Source organism: Streptomyces sp. CB00316 (assembly GCF_001905595.1).
GTDB lineage: Bacteria > Actinomycetota > Actinomycetes > Streptomycetales > Streptomycetaceae > Streptomyces.
Window position 1 is genome coordinate 99,442 of the sequence record NZ_LIXI01000015.1, and the last position, 20,535, is coordinate 119,976.

The following is a 20,535-nucleotide window of genomic DNA, read 5'->3' on the forward strand; positions in this document are numbered from 1 at the left end:
TCGTGCCTCACGGACTGGTACGGCTTGCCGTCCGTGCCAACGCGGTTGACCGTGACGAGCCGCGGGGGGTGCCCGCAGCTGCTCACGAGGCCACCGCCCGCAGGGACGGCGTCGGCGCCGGGGCGAAGCAGTTCCCGCCACAGAGCCATCTGCCGCAGAGGACGCACGCGTCGTCCGCGCCCGCCTTGGACGCGGTCGGAACGAAGGTCAGCTCCCGAGTCATCCGCAGCACGGGCTGCCGCGTCTGACCAGGGGCCATCTCGGCGAGGGTCCGGCGCGCCCGGCGGCCGGCCGTGGCGGCACGGTCGTCGCCGTCAGCCACCAGCTGCTCCACGAGGTCGCGGAAGGCGCGGTCGGTCTCGTCACGCTCGTAGCCGCGCCCGTCGTGCCCGCCGCGGTCGTCCTCGCGCCGGATGTCGTCGGCGACACCAGCACGCGGACTGCTCAGCGGGGTGGCGCCGGTGCACCGGCACGTCTCGAAGTTGCCCTCACAGATCGGGCAGGTGCTGCCCGCACAGGCGGGGATCGTGCGTGTCATCATGTGCTGCATCAGGTCCTCCAGTTCAGGTCCTGGACAGCCCCAGGGATCGCACCCCTGGGGCTGTCGCCGTTCACTCCCCAGTTGGGGAGTCGACTGCTGTACGAGCAGCCGAGGCCGTGGCCGACCCGATCACTCGGGTCGGCCACGGCCTCGGTCGTTCGTCGGGAACTCGCGGTCAGATCGGGGTACGCGTCCAGGCCGGGAAACGCTTGGCGCACCGTCCGCAGTGAGACCGGCGAGTGATCCGGCACCATCCGGCAGCGACCGCGCTGGCGAGGCTGGACTGTGTGCTACCGCAGCGCTCGCACTTGAGCTGGCCCTCTTCCGGCTGCGCGACAGCCAGGCGGGTAACCACAAGGGCCTCGGGCCGACCGGGCGCGGCGGGCACGTCCGCGCGGCGGGCGTCGGCATCCCGGACCGCCGGGAGTACGGCGGCCCACTGGGGCCGACGCTTCGGTACGCCCGCACGGTCGGAATGCTTGCGCTCCTGTTGCGTGAGCTGCTCCGCGAGGCGGTGGATCGGGATGGGCGGCAGTGCCAGCGGCTTGTAGTGCTGGCGGGCCGAACGGCGGCCGGTCGCCGTGCTGTCGGCGGCGAGCATCCGCTCTCCCCATACCTCGACGCTGATGTCGAGCGTGACGGGCTGGTCGGTGCCCGGGCAGGCGATGTGCTTCTTGCGGGCGGCCGCGACCGTGCTGGTGCAGCCGGTGCAGTCCTTCGCGCAGTGCTTGCGGATCTTGAGCTGCGTCTCTCCCATCAGCCGCCTCCACGTCTCGCAGTCGGGGCAGACGATGGTCCGGGGCTCGCCGTCCCGGAGGCTGATGTTCTGGGGCGCGAGCGCGCTGAGCAGTAGGGGCGGGCGGCCGTTGTCGTGCTTGGTCCGGACACGGCCGGGACGCGTGCGGGGCATCGAATCCTCCTGACGTAAAGGGGGGAGTGGTTGCTGCCTTCTCTGCCGCGCCAGGCCGGCCACACCACACGGGTGGGTTGGTCCTGGCGGACAGACAGCGCAGCAGCGCCATCACGGTGGAGCAGGTGGAACGATTCGGTACAGATGCCTTGGCCGGGGGAGCTCGGCTCACCCCACTGCCGCGCCTCCGAAGAAGCAGTGACCCCTGCTGTTTTGCGGTCGTGCCTGTTGCGTAGCCAAGGCCTAACTAGGCGTTAGGGCTATCGCTAACGACAAGTAGAAACCAGAGCGGGGTCGATGTCAATACCGATAGCTCTATGCGTGTCGGAGGCTTGTGTCGGAGTGCGCGCAACTGATAGAGCTAGCCCTACACTGAGTAGTGATCAGTGCTTTGAAAGGTGGAGTAGATGCCCGTCTCGTACCGCGACATCGCGGCTGACCTGCGCCAGCAGATCAGCGTTGGGCGGTATGCGCCGGGTGACAAGCTCCCCATGCTGACTGAGCTACAGACCACCTACGGCGCCGGCTATCAAACAGTCCGCAGCGCCATCAATCTCCTGGAACAGGAGGGTTTGGTCGTCGCAGTCCGGCGCAGAGGCACGATCGTGCGCGAGCGACCCGTAAAACGAAGGATCAGCCGGTCACACCAGGTCTTTCGGGACGAGATCGGCTACTTCTTCGATCCGGTTGCGCAGCCCTGGGTTGCCCTGGAAACGCCCACGGTGCGCTGGGGACCGGTGCCCGTAGATCTCGCTGCGGCAATGGGCTTGAGCCCGCACGCTGAGGTGTTGATCCGAGATCGCGTTATGGGTGATCGAGCGTCGCGTGAGCCGAAGCAGCTCGCAACCAGCTATCTGCCAGCCAGCGTTGCGCGAGGAACTCGCCTTGAGGAGGCGAACACGGGCCCAGGCGGCATCTATGACCGGCTGGAAGAGATGGGGCATCGCCCCCTGCGTTGGGATGTAGGAATCTCGGCGTGCATGCCATCCCCTGAGGAGGCCGAGGCCCTGAATCTGCCTGCCGATGTGGGCATCCCCCTGCTGAGGGTCGTCCGGCTGACCACGTCGCCCCACGGGGGTGTCGTGGAGGTCAACGACACCAGGATGAGCTCGGAACTGTTTGAGATCGGATACCCGATCCGGCGCCATGCGTCGGCACGCCTTGCCGACGCGGAGGAAGAGGGTGAGGGTGAGGACGATCAACTGACCTAAACGCAGAACGGCCCTCGTCGCCACAACGAGGACCGTTCCCTTGCATCTCGACTCGACCAAGCCATTGATCACGAGTCGTGTCCGGTGAGGTGACCTCTCCGGGGTGATACCGGCGGACCTTGCGGTCCCCGTGGTCACCTGTACCCAGGATACGCGGACTCTCGTCCGCTCCGCCACTAACCCTGGGCTGCGTCAGGTCACATCCGCAGGTCACGGCTCCCCTAACCAGGGGATTCGTCTTGCCGTACCCGCTGCGCGATCGCGCCGGGGCGACCACCGCATGGCCTACAGCCGTGCCCTTCGCCCCCGTTTTGTACGTTTTCACTCCTCGATCCCATGACCGACCCGTCATGCGTCGGCGCAGGGGTTCGCGGTGAGCCCGGTAGCGGCCTCGGCCGCTGTCTCGGTGCCTCGCCCGCCCTCCGTCTCATCGGTGGAAGACGCATTTCCTGCGTGGTCTCCGATCGCGGAGGCTGCGCAAGACATCCTGTACACGGCGTCCCGGCGTGCTGAGCCGCGGGCGTGGCTGCGCTCGACGGTGTGGCTGGTGGCTGCTGGTCTGCATCCCGAGGCCGGTCCGTCGACGCTGGTGGTGGCGGAGGACCTCGCGGCCCGGATGGACTACCGGCGCGGTATCGCCATCTACAACCGGGACGGCATCGTCCGGCGCACCGGGCTCTCCCGGGCGACTGTGACACGTCATGTCCGGGTGCTGCGAGAGCTCGGTGCGCTCGTCTGGCTGGTCCACGGGAGTCGGCAGAATCTGGCGGCACCCGGCGAGGGGTACATGGCGACGGCGACCATCTATGGCGGAGTCATCCCCCCTGTGTACGACGACGCGATGGGGCACCGGCTGACGGGCATGGGCTACGAGGCTCGTGTCTGCGGGGTGACTCCCGCCGGCCAGGAGCTCGCGATCGCGGCCGCCGCCGCACGGAGCGATGCCCGACGCAGGCGGCAGGGCCGGACTTCCCGGTCCCGAGGGGCCGTTCGCTATGGCGTCCCGGCCCAGCGGGAGCGAGAGACCGGTCCTGTGGATAACCCGGCTGTGGATAACTCCTGCTCAGGCGGCCGTGAGCCCCATTCTCCTGGTAATTACCACCGATCACCTGATGTGCGGGTTGAGACTGGTTGTAAAGACACCTCGCGCGAGCGCGCGAGCTGCCGCAAAGCCCCCCGCCCCTCCTTCAAGATCAGCCGCAACGCCGACGGGAGCCGCCGTACAGCGGGCCAGACGAAGCACGGGATCAACGTTATCCAGCAGGTCAGGCCCCGGGTGCCCTGGACGCAGCGGGCAAGCCTGCGGGAGCTGGAAGTCGCGCTGCGACCTCGCACCGACGCTGGATGGGACTGGCCCATGATCACGGCGGAGCTCCACTCGTGGCACCTCACCTGGCGCCCGGCCCAACCCGCGGCCTACATCCGGGCCCGCCTGGCCCAGCAGGCGACCGCTGAGCACCAGACGGCAGCAGCAGAGGTGGCCGAGGGCTGGGACGAGCAGGCAGCATCCGGCCCGCTTGCCGCCTCCAGCCCCGACCTGGTGCGCAGCATGCTGGACGGCCTGGCCGAAGGCCTCGCCACGTACTCCGCCCGCCAGGCCGAGCTCGGCCTGGACGACCTCACCAACCAGAGCGCGGCCGCCGACATGGCCGCCTTCCTCAACAGCGGGACGGGAGCCCCGGCATGAACGAGACCACCACCGCGAGCGGCGCCGACCTGGCCCGCATCGCCCTCCAGGCCGCCCGCGCCGCCGCGAAGAGCGCACCCCAGCCCAAGCGCACCCGGACCACGACCACCCGCAACCAACGCAGCGGCGGCCGCGAACCGCTGCCCTTCGCCGACGCCCTGTCCCGGATGGTCGCTGAGCGCGGCTGGGCCTCCCCGGCAGCCGCAGCCGCGACGGCGGGCACCGTCATCGACCAGTGGCCGGCCATCGCCCCCGAGCTCGCCGGGAAGGTCGAGGCCGTCCACTTCGATACCGCCACCGACACCCTGCACCTGCGCCCCTCCACACCCGCCTACCGCACCCAGCTGACCCTCCACCAGCAGCAAATTGTCGCCAAGGTCAACACCGTGGTCGGCCCGGACACCGTCCGGCACCTGGAGATCCTGCGACCTGCCGCACTCTCCTCGCCCCACCACACCCCGCCCAGCGATGCCCGGACACCTGCGCCCGCTGCCCCTCCGCAACCCGTTGCCACGTCCGGGGAGTCCGCGCGGCAAGAGGCGCCGGAGGGCTACCGCGAGGCCATCGCCGCCCACCGCGCCACCTGGACCAGGCAGCGGCACACCAACCCCGAGATCCAAGCGGCCGCCGAACGGCAACTCCGCGACCGGCTCCGGGAACCCGAGGAGAACTTCGCCGATGGCCGCCAGGCCCTCGCCGAGCTCCACGCCAGAGCAACCGCCCAGCAGCAGGTGCGACCCAGCGACGCATCCCGGGCACGGGCCCTGCAACGCCTCGCCGCTGAACGGGCAGGGCTGTCCACCATCGCCCCGGCGACCGAGCCCCGGATTCTGGGGCGCACCGCATGAACGGGGTTGCCTGGGCGCGGCTGCGGCCCTCGGTCGCCATAAAGGGTGACCACCACGCGGGCAGCAGGATTGTGCTTGGCACACACCGACTCGTTGCGATCCTCGGTCGCGCCGGAGGGCGACCGCCACCGTTGGGCGTGGCGGCTGCGGTGATGGCGGCCAGCCTGTTGCGATTCTCGGTCGCCCCGAAGGGCGACCTCCACTCTCCTCGTCGGCGTAGAACCCGGGGTCGGTAGCGTTGTTGCGATCCGGTCGCCCCGGAGGACGACTGCCACGGGCCGGTTTCCGGGGCGTTGACGGCCTGGTCACCTGGTTGCGATCCTCGGTCGTCCCTGAAGACGACCGCCACCCACCACACGCACGGCTCGCCGCCCGGCCGGGGGATGTTGCGATCCTCGGTCGTCCCGGAGGGCGACCGCCATGTCGCGGCCTGCTTGCCGGGCTGCGGTGAGGGTGCGTTGCGATCCTCGGTCGCTCTGGAGGGCGACCGCCACCCGAGCTGCGGGGCGGCGATCCCGCTCAGCAGCGTGTTGCGATTCTCGGTCGTCCCGGAGGGCGACCGCCACCTACCCGACGTCGGCCAAGCCGGTCCCGGGCACCCCCGTTGCGATCCTCGGTCGCCCCTGAGGGCGACCGCCACCGGACGTAGTCGGAGATCAACGGCTTGACGGAGAGGTTGCGATCCTCGGTCACCCCGGAGGGCGACCGCCACACCCGGAGGCCAAGGACCTGGTGTTGCGATCCTCGGTCGTCCCTGAAGACGACCGCCACGCGCCCCGGAGAGGAGGCGATGACCGTGACCGATACCGTTGCGATCCTCGGTCGTCCCTGAAGACGACCGCCACCCTGTCTGAGCAGTGCAAATAGCCTAGCGCTCTTCATAGAGGGAGCGCGCTGGAGGTGATAATTTCGGTGGTTTCGGGCATCTGGCTTCGGTGCGGTCCGCGTGTCGCGTGTGTGCTTCCGGTTCCGAAGCGGACGGGAAATGCCATGTGACCGTGGACGTGAACCCGCGTGCTGGTCAGCGTACGAGGTCTTCACGGTGAAGTGAGTTCGGCCGATGCGTCGATCCATGAAATATGTGAGTGGCGGTCGCCCTTCGGGGCGGCCGAGGATCGCAACCGCGAGGACGCCGCCCCCCTCATCAAGGAACCGGGCGTGACGGTCGCCCTTGAAGGCGACCAAGGATCGCAACGGCTGTGTCAGTGGCCAATCTTAGGGTGTCGGTTACAGGCAGGTTGGTGGTTCGGCGGTCAGGAGGTCAGGTGTCAGAGCGCGGGTTGTTCGCCCATAGTCGTAGTCCGCGGTCGGGGTGCCGGCATCGGCTCGAGGATCATCTGCGTGGCTCGGCTGCTTTGGCCAGGGCTTTCGCCGAGCGTTTCGGTGCTGGGGATGTGGCCGAGTACCTGGCGTTGGTGCATGACGTGGGGAAGGGTTGTTGTGCCTGGCAGGATCGCTTGATCTTTCATGCTGAGCCGACGGGTAAGCCGGTGGGGATCCCGCACAAGGAAGCCGGCACGGTGCTTGCTGCGCGGACGGTGGGACGTCAGCTCGCTGCTGTGGTTCAGGGGCATCATGGAGGGCTGCCGAATCAGAAAAAGATCAAAGATGTTCTGGCCGAGCTCCGTGGGACCGGTGTGGATGCGGACCATGCCCGGGAGGCGACCGAGGCTGTGGCCCGGGTGGTGCCGGAGATCCTTCGGGAAGGCCGCATTGCGCCGCCGGCCTGGCTTGCGGGACTCGGATCGCCGCAGAGGCAGGCACTGGCACTGGATGTGTTCACACGCATGGTGTTCAGCTGTGTGGTCGATGCGGACTATCTCGATACCGAGGCCCACTTCGCCGGCAAGGAGCCACGTACCGCCGCGCGTGCGGACATGGGGATGCTGCTGAAGCGCTTTGAGGAGCGCAGGCTACGGCTGCTTGCCCGGCGTACGGCTTCGCCGGTGGATGAGCTGCGTGAGCGGGTGTACGCGCAGGCGTTGGCGGCGGCCACGGGAGCGCCGGGTATGTATGTGCTGCATGTGCCGACGGGTGGGGCGAAGACGATCGCTGCGGGCGGGTTCGCGCTGCGGCATGCGGTTGAGCACGGTCTGAGCCGGGTGGTGTTCGCGGTTCCGTACATCAGCATTACGCAGCAGAACGCCGAGGTGTACCGGGAACTCCTCGACCCCGCCCCGGACAGCGGCGAGCAGCCTGTCGTGCTGGAGCACCACAGTTCGGTGGAGCTGGACGAGGAGGACGGAGCGGGGGCTTGGGCGCGTATGGCGGCGGAGAACTGGGACGCGCCTGTGGTGGTCACGACGACGGTGCAGCTGTTCCAGTCGTTGTTCGCGCGCAAACCCTCCGTGATGCGCAAACTGCACCGGCTGGCCGGCTCGGTGATCGTGCTGGACGAGGTGCAGGCTCTTCCCGACCGGCTGCTGATCCCGATCCTGAGTGTGCTGCGCGACCTGGTGGAGCATTTCGGGGCTTCGGTGGTGCTGACGTCCGCGACCCAGCCTTCCTTCTGGTCTCTCGCGCAGCTGGACGGGCTGCCGCGGCACAGCATGATCGAGGACGTGACCGGGCTGTTCGAAGAGCTGCGGCGGGTGGAGTACGACTGGCGTCTGGGGCCTGATGTCACGTGGGAGTCGATCGCACAGGAGATCGCCTCCGAAGGAGGCGAGCAGGTCTTGACGATCGTGAACACCACACGGGACTCGGGGCGTTTGCACCGCCTCTTGAGCGGTACGGAGGGCGAGGCGCGGGTGACGGCGCCGGTGTGGCACTTGTCGACGAGGATGACGGCCGAGCACCGGCGCGAAGTGATCAAGCACGTACGCGGCGAGCTTACGGCCGGCCGGCCTGTGCATGTGGTGTCCACGTCGCTGATCGAGGCAGGTGTGGATGTGGACTTCCCGCGGGTGTACCGGGCGTGGGCGCCGGCCGAAGCTCTGCAGCAGGCGGCGGGCCGCTGCAACAGGGACGGCCGGCTGGACAGGGGGACGGTGGTGGTGTTCCGGCCGGTGGACGGCGGCGTGCCGAAGGACTTGTCGTACACGGCTGCCCTGGAGGCGACTACGGAGTTCTTCGGGCCTGGTGACGCTTCGGCTCCGGACGATCTGGAGGCCCTGAAGTGGTACTACGAGAAGCGCTGGGCGCTGCAGGGTGTTGACGGCCGGTCAATGGGTGAGGGTATCCAGCAACTGCGCCGGGTCTGGGACTTTCCCGCGGTCGCGGAGGCGTTCCAGATGATCGACAACAAGTATGCGCAGTCCGTTGTCGTGATCCGTGCGGAGAAGACCGACGAGGAGCGCGATGCCATCGAGTCGGAGATCGCGCTCCTGCGCTCTTCCTACCCGGTAGGTCCGGAGCCGTTGCGTCGCTTGCAGCCGCACATGGCGACCTTGCCGCGGCATGAGGTTGCCAAGGCACTGCGGGCGGGTCTGGCGGATCCGGTGATCGGTGACCTCGTCGTGTGGCGGGGGTACTACGACCCGGTGCGTGGTCTGGATACGGATGATCCCGAGGACCGAGGCGGCTACGTCCTTTGACGGCAGGGCTGACACGGTTCCAAGTCGGCGGATGAGATGCCGGGACGTCTGTGAGCAGCGGTTTTTCCGGTTCCGGGGTGCGTTGTCAGTGCCTCCGCCTACAGTGCGGAATCACTAGGGGGCAGAGCGCGACCTGATGCCCCGTTGGTTCCGCATGCCCTCGTCGGACCCGTCGCCGGACGGGGCCGACGGGAGCGGTTGTCAGGAGTGGGGTGCGAGGCGATGAGGACGACGGTGTCCTCCAGCAGGATGCGGCGCGGGAATGAGGGGTGGGTCTATCCGGATCTGGTGGTGGAGGTGTGGGGTGAGGCGGCGTGCTTTACCCGGCCGGAGCTGAAGACGGAGCGGGTCAGTTACCAGGTGATGACGCCGTCGGCGGCCCGTGGAGTGCTGGAAGCGATCTTCTGGCGTCCTCAGTTCCGCTACGTGGTGCGGAAGATCGAGGTGTTGCGGCCGGTGACCTGGTTGCGGGTGCGCCGCAATGAGGTGAAGTCGGTGATCACCGCCCAGGATGTGAACAAGCTCCAGACGGACCGGCGTCACCGCTATGACGTGGAGAGGAACCGGGACCAGCGCAGCACGCTGGCGTTGCGGGACGTCAGGTACCGGGTTCACGCGCAGATCGTGGTGAGTCCTGAGGCTCTGGCCGGCTCGGAGAAGTATCCGCCGGTGTCGGAGGAGAAGTACCGCGAGCAGTTGCGGCGCAGGGTGGAGCGCGGTGCGTGTTTCTCGCAGCCGTTTCTGGGATGCCGGGAGTTCACCGCCTCGTTCGGGAAGGCCGATCCGCGGCAGCGGCGGGTGCCTTTCGACGAGGAGCTCGGGGTGATGCTGCACTCGATCGAGTACGGGCCGCAGGGGGAGCGCTACCGGTGGTTTCGTGCCTCAGTCGTTGACGGTGTGCTGGAGGTTCCGGAAGAGCCGCTGCCGGACAAGGCGGTCGCCATGCCGCTGACGGCCTGGCGTGCTGATGCGGCGGAGGGCTGATCGGTGCTGCTGCAGCGTTTGGTCGAGTACGGCGACCGGATTGCCGGTGAGTTACCCGCCGAGTTCTACCGTGAGAAGCAGATCCACTGGGTGCTGGACATCGCCGCGGACGGCTCGGGCATGAAGCTCCACAGCCGCAAGGTGTCGGGCAGGCAGCGGGACCAGGTGGTGAGCATGCCGGTCCCTTACGTGCAGCGGTCCGGTACGAAGGTCCCTCCCTACCTTTTGGTGGACACGGCCGAGTTCGTGCTCGGTGTGCCGAAGAAGGCCAAGGACGGCCAAGTCACGGAGAAGGACCGGGGCGAGGCGTTGCGGCGGCATGACGCCTACCGCGACTTCGTACGGCGCTGGGCGTCATCGGCCGGCGAGCCGGAGGCGAAGGCGGCAGAAATATTCTTCTCGACCGGCCGGATCGGGTGGGAGCTGCCCGATCAGGTCGAGGCCAAGGACACGGTCGCGGTCATGGTCGGTACCCGTTGGCTGCACGAGCTGAGCTCGGTGAAGCAGCTGTGGGCCGAGGAGGTACGGGCACGCAAGGGCGGCTCCGCAGAGCGCACAGGACTGTGCCTGGTGTGCGGGGAGCACCGGGCCCTGCTGGCCACCATCCCCGAACCGGTGAAAAAGGGGGCCATCCCGACAGCAGGCGGCAGCAACGAAGGCCAGCTCATCAGCATCAACGCCCCCGCCCAGGGACGCGAGGCAATGACTCAGCTGGTGAACACACCGGTCTGTCACCAGTGCGGTGGCCGGGCCATGGCGGTCCTGAACCATCTGGTGGCCTGCGAGCGTCACCGGCGTCGTTTCCGGGACGACGGAGTGCTGCTGTGGTGGACCAAGAAGCCCGATCCGGATTCCGTACTGGCCATGTTCTTCGAGGACCAACCGGAAGCGGCCGACATCGAGCACCTCATCGACTCGGTGAACAAAACCCCGAGCCCCGCAGCCGTGCAGCGGACTGACGCGGACGCTTTTTACAGCCTGTCCCTTGGACTGAACAACGCCCGCCTGGTCGTCCGGGACTGGATCGAGGTCCCCCTGGCTGAAGCGAAGAAGAACCTGGCCGCCTGGTACGCCGACCACGGCGTCTGGGACGCATGGACAGGGCGCACCCGCTACTTCCCCCTGTGGCAGATGGCGCTGTCCTGCGGCCGCTGGCAAGGCGAGCGCTACGCACCCGACAGCGCCCCCCACGGATTGGAAGCCGAACTGCTCCACAGCGCCCTGCACCGTCTGGGCCCACCCGCCCGCGCTCTGCCGCTCCTCCTGCAGCGCATCCACGCCGACAGGCGCGTCGACGCTCCGCGTGTGGCGCTGCTGCGACTGTTCCTGACCCGTTCCTCCGACCCCCAGGACCGTCCGATGCCCCAGCTCGACAAGGACAGCGAAGATCCCGCTTACCTGTGCGGCCGGCTCTTCGCCGTCCTCGAATCCGTCCAGGAAGCCGCCCTACCCGACATCAACACCACGCTGCGCGACAAGTACTTCAGCGCCGCCGTCGCCGCCCCCGGGATCACCCTGCGCCGGCTGTTCACCGATTCGGGAGCGCACTTCAAACGGCTGCGCCGAGACAGGCCGGCCGCGCACAACGCGCTGGAGAAGAGGCTGTTCGAGATCTACAGCAAGGTGAGCGACGACCTGCCCGGCCATCTCACCGACGTCCAGCAGGGCCGCTTCATCATCGGCTACGCCCACCAGCGCCAGGACGACATTCTCCAGAGGCAGGCAGCCAAGGAACGCAAGCAGGCCGCCATCCCCGCACAGCAGGACGTGCCCGCCCAGGAACCCGCAGCCGTGTGAGAACCCGCATGCCGCCTCCGACCGTACTCAATCCATTCGAGGAGTTACTCCGACCATGACCGCTGCCCACCTGGACCCCGCACGCAAGCACGACTTCGTCTTCCTCATCGAAGCCGTCGACTCCAACGCCAACGGCGACCCTGACAATGGCGGCCTGCCCCGCACCGACCCTGTCAGCGGGCACGGCCTGATCACCGACGTTGCCATCAAGCGGAAGATCCGCAACACCGTCGCCCTCATCAACAGCCTCGAGCCCCGCGAAGGCCGCGAGATCTACGTCGAGGCGGGCACCGCCCTCAACGCCCAGCACGAACGCGCCTACACCACCGGCTCCGCGCACGACCAGAGGTCCGCCCAGGAATGGATGTGCCGCAACTTCTTCGACGTGCGCATGTTCGGAGCCGTCATGACCACCGGCAAACGCGACAAGCAGGCCGGCCGCGTCCAGGGACCCGTCCAGATCGGGTTCTCCCGCTCCATCGACCGCATCACCCCCCTCGACATCGGCATCACCCGGGTCACCCCCACCAAGGAGGAAGACCTCAAGGCGTGGCTCGAGCGCGGTGAGAACACCGATGGCAAAAACAAGGGCAAGGAGACCGAGATGGGCTCCAAGCACGTCGTGCCCTATGCCCTGTACCGGGGAACCGGACACTTCAGCGCCCCCCTCGCCAAGCGGACCGGCGTCACCACCGACGACCTCGCCCTGTTCTGGCGCGCCTTCGAAATCATGCTCGAACACGACCGAGCCGCCGCTCGCGCCAACCTCGCCCTGCGAGGCCTGTACGTCTTCACCCACGACGACGCCTTCGGCTGCGCCCCCGCCCACGAACTGTTCGAACGGATCACCATCAAAGCCCGCGACGACTTCAACGCACGCAGCTTCTCCGACTACGGCACCGTCGAGATCCGTGACACCGACCTCCCGAGCGGCGTCACCCTAACCACCCTCGCCCCACGCCCCCTGGTATTGGGATGACACCACCCGGTCCCGCACAGGGCGGAGAGGGACACCTGACCCAGGCCTCCCTCTCTGCCAAGGAGCTCATCGCAGCCTGGCAAGAGTGGAAAACCCAACCATGGGACCACCCCATCGCGGGTCGTAGTGTGCCAGCGGGGCTGCTCCCCGTCGTGCAGGCCCGCATCCTGGCCCGCCACGGAGCGAACTGCCGGGCTATGCACCGTGGACGGCCACCTGATGGACCTGTTGCTGGCCTATGACGTCGACACCACCAGTCCGGCAGGTAGACGCCGTCTCCGCCGCGTCGCCAAGACCTGCGAAGGACACGGCCTACGCGTACAACAGTCTGTCTTCGAGATCGTCGCCGACGACAAAACCGTTCTCCGCCTGCTCCACGACCTTGGCCAGATCATCGACACGGATACCGACAGCATCCGCCTCTACCGGCTGCCACCCGAGGGCTTCAACCATGTCCAAACCCTAGGCATCGCCCAAGTCCAACCTCACCGCGAAGACCTCGTACTCTGACACCAAGCCGATCTACACCTCAGATCGCTCCAGTCTCTCCGCCTGCTTCGGAACCGGAAGCACACGCGACACGCGAATCGTACCGAAGCGAAATGGGCGAATTCGCCAGAACTGTTACCTGCGGTTCGGTCCCCTCCCATCGAGCAACGGGCTCTTAACGCTGGTCAAGCAGGGTGGCGGTCGCCCTCCGGGGCGACCGAGGATCGCAACTCCGGAGATGTGGTCGGCCCAGACCTTGTACAGGCCGTGGCGGTCGCCCTCCGGGGCGACCGAGGATCGCAACGCCCCGTATACGTGCAGGCCACGGACCGCGTCCGCGGTGGCGGTCGCCCTCCGGGGCGACCGAGGATCGCAACGTCCAAATCCGGGCCACCCTCGACACCAGGGTCGCGTGGCGGTCGCCCTCCGGGGCGACCGAGGATCGCAACGCTCAGCTCATCAACGCCATCCCCACGAGTTTCCTGGTGGCGGTCGCCCTCCGGGGCGACCGAGGATCGCAACGGCCGAGGCGGGCTGGACCAGAAGCGCTCGCTGTTGTGGCGGTCGCCCTCCGGGGCGACCGAGGATCGCAGCGCCGCCGTGGGCACCTGCTGGACCAGCGTGTGCGGGTGGCGGTCGCCCTCCGGGGCGACCGAGGATCGCAACTCCCAGACCCACGCCTCCAGGACGTCCGCGGTCCAGGTGGCGGTCGCCCTCCGGGGCGACCGAGGATCGCAACATCGGCACGATCAGCTCGTCGCCGCCCTCGACCCGCGTGGCGGTCGCCCTCCGGGGCGACCGAGGATCGCAACTCCCCCGCCGAGGAGGCGATGCACGCGGCCCGTGAGTGGCGGTCGCCCCGCCGGGGCGACCGAGGATCGCAACGCCCTGCTCAGCTACCCCTCGACGTAGCATCACGTGTGGCGGTCTCTCCACGGGGCGACCGAGGATCGTGACCTTCCGTTCGGTCGGCACTCACGGTGAGCTGTCCGGCGTGGACCTCGCCTGGGTCGCTCTGCAGCAGGCCCGTTCGACTACCGCGCCGGCGGCTGGGCCTTCCGCGAGGAGCGGCTGCAGCAGTTCGTCCGGTGGGTGCTCAACGGACAGCTCGTGTCGGTCGAGAGCTACCCCCGCTACCGGCGGGTGCGGCGTGTGGTCGACGGCGAGCAGCTGCGGTTTAGGCGAGGCAGGTGGTGGACGTCGCTGAAGTCGTCCGAGGACCAGTCCCGGCATGAGCTGATGCGCCGGCGCCAGGAAGCGGCGAAGGAGCAGCGCGAGGCCCGACAGCAACAGCAGGAGCAGGAGGCGGAGCAGCGGCGTAAGGAGCTGGAGGAGAAGGAGCGGATCCGGAAGGCGGAAGAGGCCGAACGCCTGCGCAAACAATGGGAGGAGGAGTCCCGCATCCGCAAGGCGGAGCGGGACAAGCGGTGGGCCGAGGAGAAGGCCCAGCGCGCCCAGGAGGAGGCCGAGGAGGCCAGACGTCTCGCGGTGGAGCAGGCCGATCGGGAGGAACGCGAGCGTCAGACCATGGCAGCGGCGACGTCGTGGTGGCGCCGACTATCGAAGCAGCAGATCGACGAGCTGTTCGCCGCGGTGGCCGAGCGGGCCTGGCGCGAGGAGAAGCTGTGGCTGACGATCCCCGACGAACCGAAGATGAATCCGACGTTCGCCTACGGAGTGCCGCTGTACTGCCAGCGAAACCGCCGCCGTTCCTTGTACGGAGTCGTACGCCCCTGCCCGAGCCTGGTGACAGCCTCGCCCCGGGCCCGGGAGGAGCACGCTCTGGTCCGCAGCCCCCAGGAAGCCAAGGAGCTGGAGGAGGCAGGGCACGAAGGACGGATCACGCACTTCGACTTCCCCGAGCACGAGCAGCTCTCCATGTGCTGACGCCTGCTGATGCCGTGATTTCTGCAGTCTGCTGGGCGTACGCACCGGTCAGAAAGTTGGCAGGCCACACCCCAGGGCAGACTTAGTGGTCGGCTCCGGAAGTCCTTCGGGGGTTGATCATGCGGCCAGGGCGACGGAGGATTCTTGTTGGTCGGCGAGTGTGTGCCGATCGAGTCTGGCCAGCAGATCGTCCAGGTCGGTGGTGGTGAACTTCCACTGGAACGGCTGTGCCGTGGCGTTGTAGCGGTCTTCGAACGCTCGGAGCCGGTTCCTGACCTGATCAAGGTCATTGAAGTCGTTCGGTGTGACGACCTTGCGTTGTACGACGGAGAAGAAGATCTCTATCTGGTTCGTCCAGGAGGCGTGGACGGGGGTGTGGACCATGACGGCGTTGGGAAATCGGGCGGCGAGCCGGTCGGTAGCCTTCTTGCCGCGGTGCGAGGAACCGTTGTCGACGACCCAGAAGACGCGTCTCGCGCTGGCGTAGGGCTCTTGGGTCATGACCTGTTCGACCAGGGCCATGAAGGGCACGATGCCGGTCTTGGGCTCGCAACGGCCGATGACCTTCGCTTGGTGGACGTCGTAGGCGGCCAGGTAGGCCAGGGCTCCGCCGCGGCCGTACTCGTGGTTGACGCGCATCGCCCGGGCCCGGCCCGGGGGCAGGGTGGGATGGCAACGGCAGCGGGCCTGGACAGAGGTCTTCTCATCGCTGGAGACGACGTACTCATCCTCACCCAGCGCGACGCCCTCGAAGGTGCGGGCGTACAGGTCTAGGACGCGTTGTGCCTTGGCGCGGAAGTCCGGGTCTCGGATGAAGATCCAGGACCGGTACTGCCAGGGCTTGATCGCGTCCTCGCGCAGCCAGCGGCGCACCGTGGAAGCGGAGATACTGTCGGTGATCCCGCGCGCGGTCAGCTCGGCGGCTAGTTCCGGACACGACCAGCGCGACAGCGGTACGCCGGTCTCGGCGGGAAGATGGCAGGCCAGCGCCTTGGCCTCGGCGACCTGCACGGGAGTGAACAAAGCGGGACGTCCGGAGCGTTTGCGGTCGGCCAGGGCCCGCAGCCCGCCGCGGGCGAAGCGGCCGCGCCAGACGCGGACCGTGTCCAAGTGCAGGCCCGTCTCGTGGGCGATGCGCGCGTTGGAGCGTCCCTGTGCCGCATGCAGGACGACCTGCGCGCGTATCCGCAGCCGGTGCTCAATCTTGTGGCCGTAAGCCATCCTCTTCAACCGCTCACGTTCGGTGGCGGTCGGGACTATCGGGCAGGCCGGGGCAACGGGCATGGCAGACCGGCCGATCGGGAGAAGCGGATCACGACGGGCCGCAGCCCGCCGAAACCCGTGCCAGGATCCAACAGAACTCAGCGTTCCGCGACCGCCGACTCAAGCAGGGACAGGGTCCGGTTGTCCGCGTCCACGTCTGCGCGGACGCCGAGGGGCAGCGGCAGGTTCGGCGAGGTGTGGCCGAAGTCGACCTGGGCGAGGACGGGGATGTCACGCTGCGCCAGGACGTCGAGCACAACGTCGCGCAGACCGACCTGGTCTCCGCCGCCCTCGTAGGGCGTGACCTCACTCGGGATGCCGACCACCATGCCCGCGATCCGGTCCAGCACACCGGACAGCCGCAAGGTATGCAGGTCGCACCAGATCCGCGTGACCGGCCGCTGTACCTCTTCCCAGAACAAGACGGCGCCGTCGAACCGTTCGGCGGTCAGTGCGAATGGTGTCGCCTGCAACTGGACCAGGCGGTTCAGCAAGCCGCCGACCAGTGGTCCCTGCGCGCGGCCCGGCTGCCAGGTTTCCCAAGTCCCCCTTGCCGGCAGCACGCCCGGCGCCTCGGCCTTGGTAAGCACACGGGCGTAGAGGTCGACGAGTTCGGACCGACGGGCCTCGTCGCCCAACGTGTACCAATCGCTGCCGAAACCGTGGGTGACGATGTCGGCGTGGAAACCGACGAGGCCGGTCTTGGCGTACAACGCCATGTGCAGCAGCGAGATGTCGCTGTAGCCGAGGATCGGCTTCGGGTCGGCCCGGACCGCATCCAGATCGATCAAATCGAGATAACCAATGGTCGCCTGGCCACCGGTGTGCGCGACGATGGCCCGCACCTCCGGATCCCGGAGCAGCGCATTGAGCTCGGCAGCCTGCTCCGCCGGAGCGCCCGCCGCCCACCAGCGGCTCCGCGCGGGGTCGACCATCGGGCTGACCCGCACGCGGAAACCCATCCGCTCCAATATCGCCACACCGCGAGCGAGCAGCGGCTCCTCACCGGGCTCGAGCTGGCCCGAGGGCGCGGTGACGACCACGAGATCGCCGGAACGCAGCGCACGGGGACGACGGATCGTAGGCATAGGGCCTCCTTGTTGATCGACAACGGCGGACAACCACGCAGGTACCGCCGGTATTCCGCCTCCTCAACGCGATCAAGCCAGGCCCCGGAATCCCGACAGGAGGCCAACGGTTGCCGACCACCTCCACGCTGACATGACGGTGACCCAGGGATGGCTGGTGCCGAGGAACGTTCACCGGCACCCCGAGGACGCCCTCGACGGTGCCTGCCAGCCTGACCTCGCCGCCCCAGACCTCTAACGAACCGACACAGAATCGGGCCTCGGAGTCAACCCCCGAAGGATTTCCGGAGCCGACCACTTAGGAAGGACCCTCACCCGGTTCGGTCGGTGGGGGCCTTCTGCTTTACGGCCGGGGGCGCTCGGGAGCCGGCGGCTGCCCCAGTGGTACGGACAGCTGCCGACGGTGGTGCGGTTTGGTGCCAGCCGTCACGAGCGCGCCCGCGAGGACGGTCCCCGGGGGACAGGCGTCCGGTCCGGCACCCTCGCCGCCAGTCCGGCTGTCCCGTCGGAAACTAACTTTCTCGGTTTCTCGTGTCACATTTGGCCGTCTGCGGGACCTTGGGCTGGGTATGACGATCACGCTCAGGTCCAGCGCCCCGGTGCGCGCTCACGCGTTCCGGCTCGCTGCGGGGGTGGCCCGGTGAGCCGCTTCCCTTCCAGTTCGCACCGCCCCGCGGTCAGCCGCCCCGGATCCACCGGGCTCCGGTTCGGGATGTTCGCGGTCTGCGTGACCCGTGATCCCGATCCCGGCCTCAACGCGGGCAAGGCCAAGCCGCTCTACGACCTGCTGGTCTCGTTCGCGGATGTCAGTTCACGGGACACCGGCCAGGGCTACCCCTACCGCGAATCCCTGGCCACGTGCCTGGACTGCTCGAAGCAGACCGTGGACCGGGCGGCCGACTATCTGGAGAACGAGATCGGGCTGGTGAAGGTCCACCGCCGCAAGGTCGAGGGCAGGCCGGAGGAGAACGATGCCAACCTCTACGAGATTTTCGACGCCTGGCTCATCCACGGCGTTCCGCCGCCGGCCCGCACACCTCCGCAGCTGGTAGCCCGCTATGGGTACACCGTGCCCGGCCTGGACGTCATGCCTGGATCGGCGAGCACGCGCCCGACTTCGACCTGCAGGCCTGGCGCTCCGCCCACGAGGAGCGTCAGCAGGCTCAGGCGGCCAAGCGCGAGGAGCAGCGGCGCAAGGAGCGGGCGCGGCGCAAGAAGCCCAAGGCCAGGACACAGGAAGGGGGTGGCGTCATCCATGACGCCACCCCACGGGAGACCGAGTCGCAGGGGGGTGGCGTCATGGGTGACGCCAGGGGTGACGTCACCGATGACGCTACGGGTGGCGTCATGGGTGACGCCCTGTCTAGAGCCTCTAGTCGAGAAACGTCGTCCAGAGAAGATCAAGCGCCTGCGGCGCGTAGCGCTGCTGACGTCCGTAGGACTGGTGCAGGTAGTAGCGCGCGCGGGCCCGCGAAGAGCGGCTGCGCCGCGCCGGATGAGAGTTCGCCGCCGGAAGTGCGGGACGAGTCGGGGCCGGGGACGAGTGTCCCGGCCCAGCGGGTGCAGGGCCTGGAGCTGTCGGGTGAGCAGGTGGCGGTTGTGAAGCGGGTGGTGGCCTCGCTGCCTGCCGAGCTGGTGGCGCTGCTGCCCTACGGCGGTCTGCCGAAGCGCAACCGGCGCCAGGTGCTGGAGGCGATGGCCGGGCGGACCACCCAGCAGGTGATCGAGCGTGCCGCGCGGCGCTGGGTGGAGCACGGATATGCCGACGCGTTCCACTCGGCCGGCGGCAAGGGCATCGGCAGCGCCGTGGGCGTGGTCGTCGCGCTGCTGAAGCCGGGGGAGTGCGCGTACGCCCGGTGTGAGGACGGCACCGACATCGACACCGGCCGCCCATGCCCGGCGTGCGTGGAGCGGCGCGCCGAGCGCCGTGCCGCACAGAGGGCGGCAGCAGAGGCCGGGCAGCGGATGCCGGTGGCCCGCGCGGCTGCCCGCCGGCCGGGGTGGTGGGTGTGCACCGTCTGCGAGAACCCGGGCAAGGGAACTGCTCCCGCCAGGGGCGAGTGCGGCCACTGCCGGGCCGAAGCGGAATCGGCCGCCCACAAGCTGGCCCTTCAGCTGGAGCAGGAGAACGCGGCCCGTCAGGCCGAGCAGGCGAAGGCCGCGGCCTTCGCCGCCGACCTCGACCGGGAGGCCCGGGAGCGTGCCGAGGCAGAAGCTGCCGAGGAGCGGCGCGCTGAGCTGGAACGTGCGGCCCGGCGCCGGTCCGAGGAGAAGGAGACCGCCCGGATCCGTGCGGAGCTCACCGAGCAGTACCCGGAACTCGCCGCGATGTCGGGATCGGTCGCCGAGATCCGGGAGGCTCAGGAAAGCACCCCTGCGCCTTTCTGAGCGCCGATCACTGCCCTGGATGACCCCCACGGCATCCGGGCGGGAATCAGCGCCCATGGGCCCGCTTCTCGATCTTCCTGTTGGCTGGGGACGGGCGCGTCCGGGGCACCGCCGTATCCGATCAGCCGACGGGCTTGCGCCCTCGGTCGGGTCCGCCGGGTCCGGAGGACCGGTGCTCACCCTGCCCGGCTCCATGGTTGTGGGCCGGTGGGCTCAACAGGCCGGTCTCGTAGCCGCGGGCGACGGCGTGGGGCAGCGTCCGGGCCCGCAGGAGGATGCGCGCACGGTTCAGCAGCCGGCCCACAGTCTCCGGCCGGATCCGCAGCGCCTTGGCGATCTCGACCTGTGTACGACCCTGAGCCAAGAGGCGGAGCACGGCCAGCTCGTGCTCGGTGAACAGGTCCTTCACGTGAGAATCGGCCGGTCGACGTGCCGGTGCTCAGTCTCCACGCCGATCCCGGCGGCCAGCAGCCGAGCGGCAAGTTCCTCCGCTACGACGACCGAGCGGTGGCGGCCGCCGCCGCACGTGACGTGGATGTCGACGCGGAACCGGCGGCCGGGCAGGGCCAGGAGAGCCAAGGCGTGGTCCAGGCCGCGCTGGACGATCCGCTCGAAACCGGGGGTGGCACGCACGTACGCCTGGACGTGGGGGTCGAGGCCGGTGGAGTGCAGCATCCGCTCACGCACGTCCGGGTCGGTGGGCGGATTGCGCAGCGGCCGGGTGTCGATACGCAGCGCGTCACCGCGAGGAGTGTCGTGGTGGCCGTCGCCGTAGCTGACGATCACCGTCTGGACCAGGCCGGGGGAGGGCCACCGGGGCCCTAAATGTGTCTGGGACATGACTTCACCTTCCCGCCTGAACCCGCGCTGCGTAAGGGGTTTCATGTTGCGCACCTGACGCCGGTGGCGCGCTCGTTCCGTTTCGCT

Annotated in this window: 16 protein-coding genes and 1 CRISPR repeat array; of the genes, 10 read left to right on the forward strand and 6 right to left on the reverse strand. The window is 68.5% G+C overall.

Features of this window, described 5'->3' with window-relative positions; all coding sequences use genetic code 11:
- Positions 1-82: 82 nt before the first annotated feature.
- Entirely contained in the window at positions 83-541 is a 459-nt protein-coding gene (locus tag AMK21_RS35600; protein WP_199863317.1) for a hypothetical protein, read from the reverse strand.
- Between the two features lie 175 nt (positions 542-716).
- Positions 717-1,451 carry a hypothetical protein gene (locus AMK21_RS31500; RefSeq protein WP_073882567.1) on the reverse strand — a complete coding sequence of 245 codons (735 nt, stop codon included), beginning with the start codon at positions 1,449-1,451 and terminating at the stop codon, positions 717-719.
- Between the two features lie 407 nt (positions 1,452-1,858).
- Here AMK21_RS31500 and AMK21_RS31505 point away from each other — a divergent pair, with 407 nt between their 5' ends.
- The 9 genes from AMK21_RS31505 to AMK21_RS31545 all read left to right on the forward strand — a co-directional run bounded on the left by AMK21_RS31505 (position 1,859) and on the right by AMK21_RS31545 (position 14,869).
- Positions 1,859-2,662 (forward strand): GntR family transcriptional regulator, encoded by an 804-nt coding sequence (locus tag AMK21_RS31505; protein WP_073882568.1) that lies wholly within the window; start codon positions 1,859-1,861, stop codon positions 2,660-2,662.
- Positions 2,663-3,209: 547 nt separating this feature from the next.
- On the forward strand, positions 3,210-4,349 hold the full coding sequence (locus AMK21_RS31510) for a helix-turn-helix domain-containing protein (protein WP_073882569.1): 1,140 nt from the start codon (positions 3,210-3,212) through the stop codon (positions 4,347-4,349).
- Positions 4,346-5,197 (forward strand): DciA family protein, encoded by an 852-nt coding sequence (locus AMK21_RS31515; RefSeq protein WP_073882570.1) that lies wholly within the window; start codon positions 4,346-4,348, stop codon positions 5,195-5,197. The genes AMK21_RS31510 and AMK21_RS31515 overlap by 4 nt, the downstream gene beginning before the upstream one ends.
- 1,265 nt (positions 5,198-6,462) lie before the next feature.
- On the forward strand, positions 6,463-8,733 hold the full coding sequence (locus AMK21_RS31520; RefSeq protein WP_267893946.1) for a CRISPR-associated endonuclease Cas3'': 2,271 nt from the start codon (positions 6,463-6,465) through the stop codon (positions 8,731-8,733).
- A gap of 288 nt (positions 8,734-9,021) precedes the next feature.
- A complete protein-coding gene (gene cas5c, locus AMK21_RS31525) occupies positions 9,022-9,717 on the forward strand; it encodes a type I-C CRISPR-associated protein Cas5c (protein WP_234422094.1) in 696 nt (231 codons plus the stop codon).
- Positions 9,718-9,720: 3 nt separating this feature from the next.
- Entirely contained in the window at positions 9,721-11,514 is a 1,794-nt protein-coding gene (gene cas8c / locus AMK21_RS31530) for a type I-C CRISPR-associated protein Cas8c/Csd1 (RefSeq protein WP_073882572.1), read from the forward strand.
- Positions 11,515-11,569: 55 nt separating this feature from the next.
- Positions 11,570-12,493, forward strand: coding sequence for a type I-C CRISPR-associated protein Cas7/Csd2 (cas7c, locus tag AMK21_RS31535; RefSeq protein WP_073882573.1), 924 nt, complete (start codon positions 11,570-11,572; stop codon positions 12,491-12,493).
- Positions 12,494-12,697: 204 nt separating this feature from the next.
- Entirely contained in the window at positions 12,698-13,003 is a 306-nt protein-coding gene (cas2, locus tag AMK21_RS31540; RefSeq protein WP_234422095.1) for a CRISPR-associated endonuclease Cas2, read from the forward strand.
- Between the two features lie 173 nt (positions 13,004-13,176).
- Positions 13,177-13,795: a CRISPR direct-repeat array (repeat unit 38 nt; unit sequence GTGGCGGTCGCCCTCCGGGGCGACCGAGGATCGCAACG).
- 279 nt (positions 13,796-14,074) lie between these two features.
- A complete protein-coding gene (locus tag AMK21_RS31545) occupies positions 14,075-14,869 on the forward strand; it encodes a hypothetical protein (RefSeq protein ID WP_234422096.1) in 795 nt (264 codons plus the stop codon).
- 117 nt (positions 14,870-14,986) lie between these two features.
- Here the strand turns inward: AMK21_RS31545 and AMK21_RS31550 are convergent, their stop codons facing one another.
- Positions 14,987-16,090 (reverse strand): IS630 family transposase, encoded by a 1,104-nt coding sequence (locus AMK21_RS31550; RefSeq protein ID WP_073882574.1) that lies wholly within the window; start codon positions 16,088-16,090, stop codon positions 14,987-14,989.
- A gap of 140 nt (positions 16,091-16,230) precedes the next feature.
- Complete coding sequence (locus AMK21_RS31555) at positions 16,231-17,220, reverse strand: S66 peptidase family protein (RefSeq protein WP_073882575.1); 990 nt, start codon at positions 17,218-17,220, stop codon at positions 16,231-16,233.
- Between the two features lie 1,515 nt (positions 17,221-18,735).
- Here AMK21_RS31555 and AMK21_RS31565 point away from each other — a divergent pair.
- A complete protein-coding gene (locus AMK21_RS31565; RefSeq protein WP_073882577.1) occupies positions 18,736-19,608 on the forward strand; it encodes a hypothetical protein in 873 nt (290 codons plus the stop codon).
- Between the two features lie 121 nt (positions 19,609-19,729).
- Here the strand turns inward: AMK21_RS31565 and AMK21_RS35605 are convergent, their stop codons facing one another.
- Both AMK21_RS35605 and AMK21_RS36430 read right to left on the reverse strand, forming a co-directional pair.
- Positions 19,730-20,017, reverse strand: coding sequence for a response regulator transcription factor (locus AMK21_RS35605; protein WP_073882578.1), 288 nt, complete (start codon positions 20,015-20,017; stop codon positions 19,730-19,732).
- The gene (locus tag AMK21_RS36430) at positions 20,014-20,448 is read right to left on the reverse strand and encodes an RNase adapter RapZ (RefSeq protein ID WP_234422097.1); all 435 of its coding nucleotides are present in this window, start codon (positions 20,446-20,448) and stop codon (positions 20,014-20,016) included. The genes AMK21_RS35605 and AMK21_RS36430 overlap by 4 nt, the downstream gene beginning before the upstream one ends.
- Positions 20,449-20,535 lie beyond the last annotated feature (87 nt).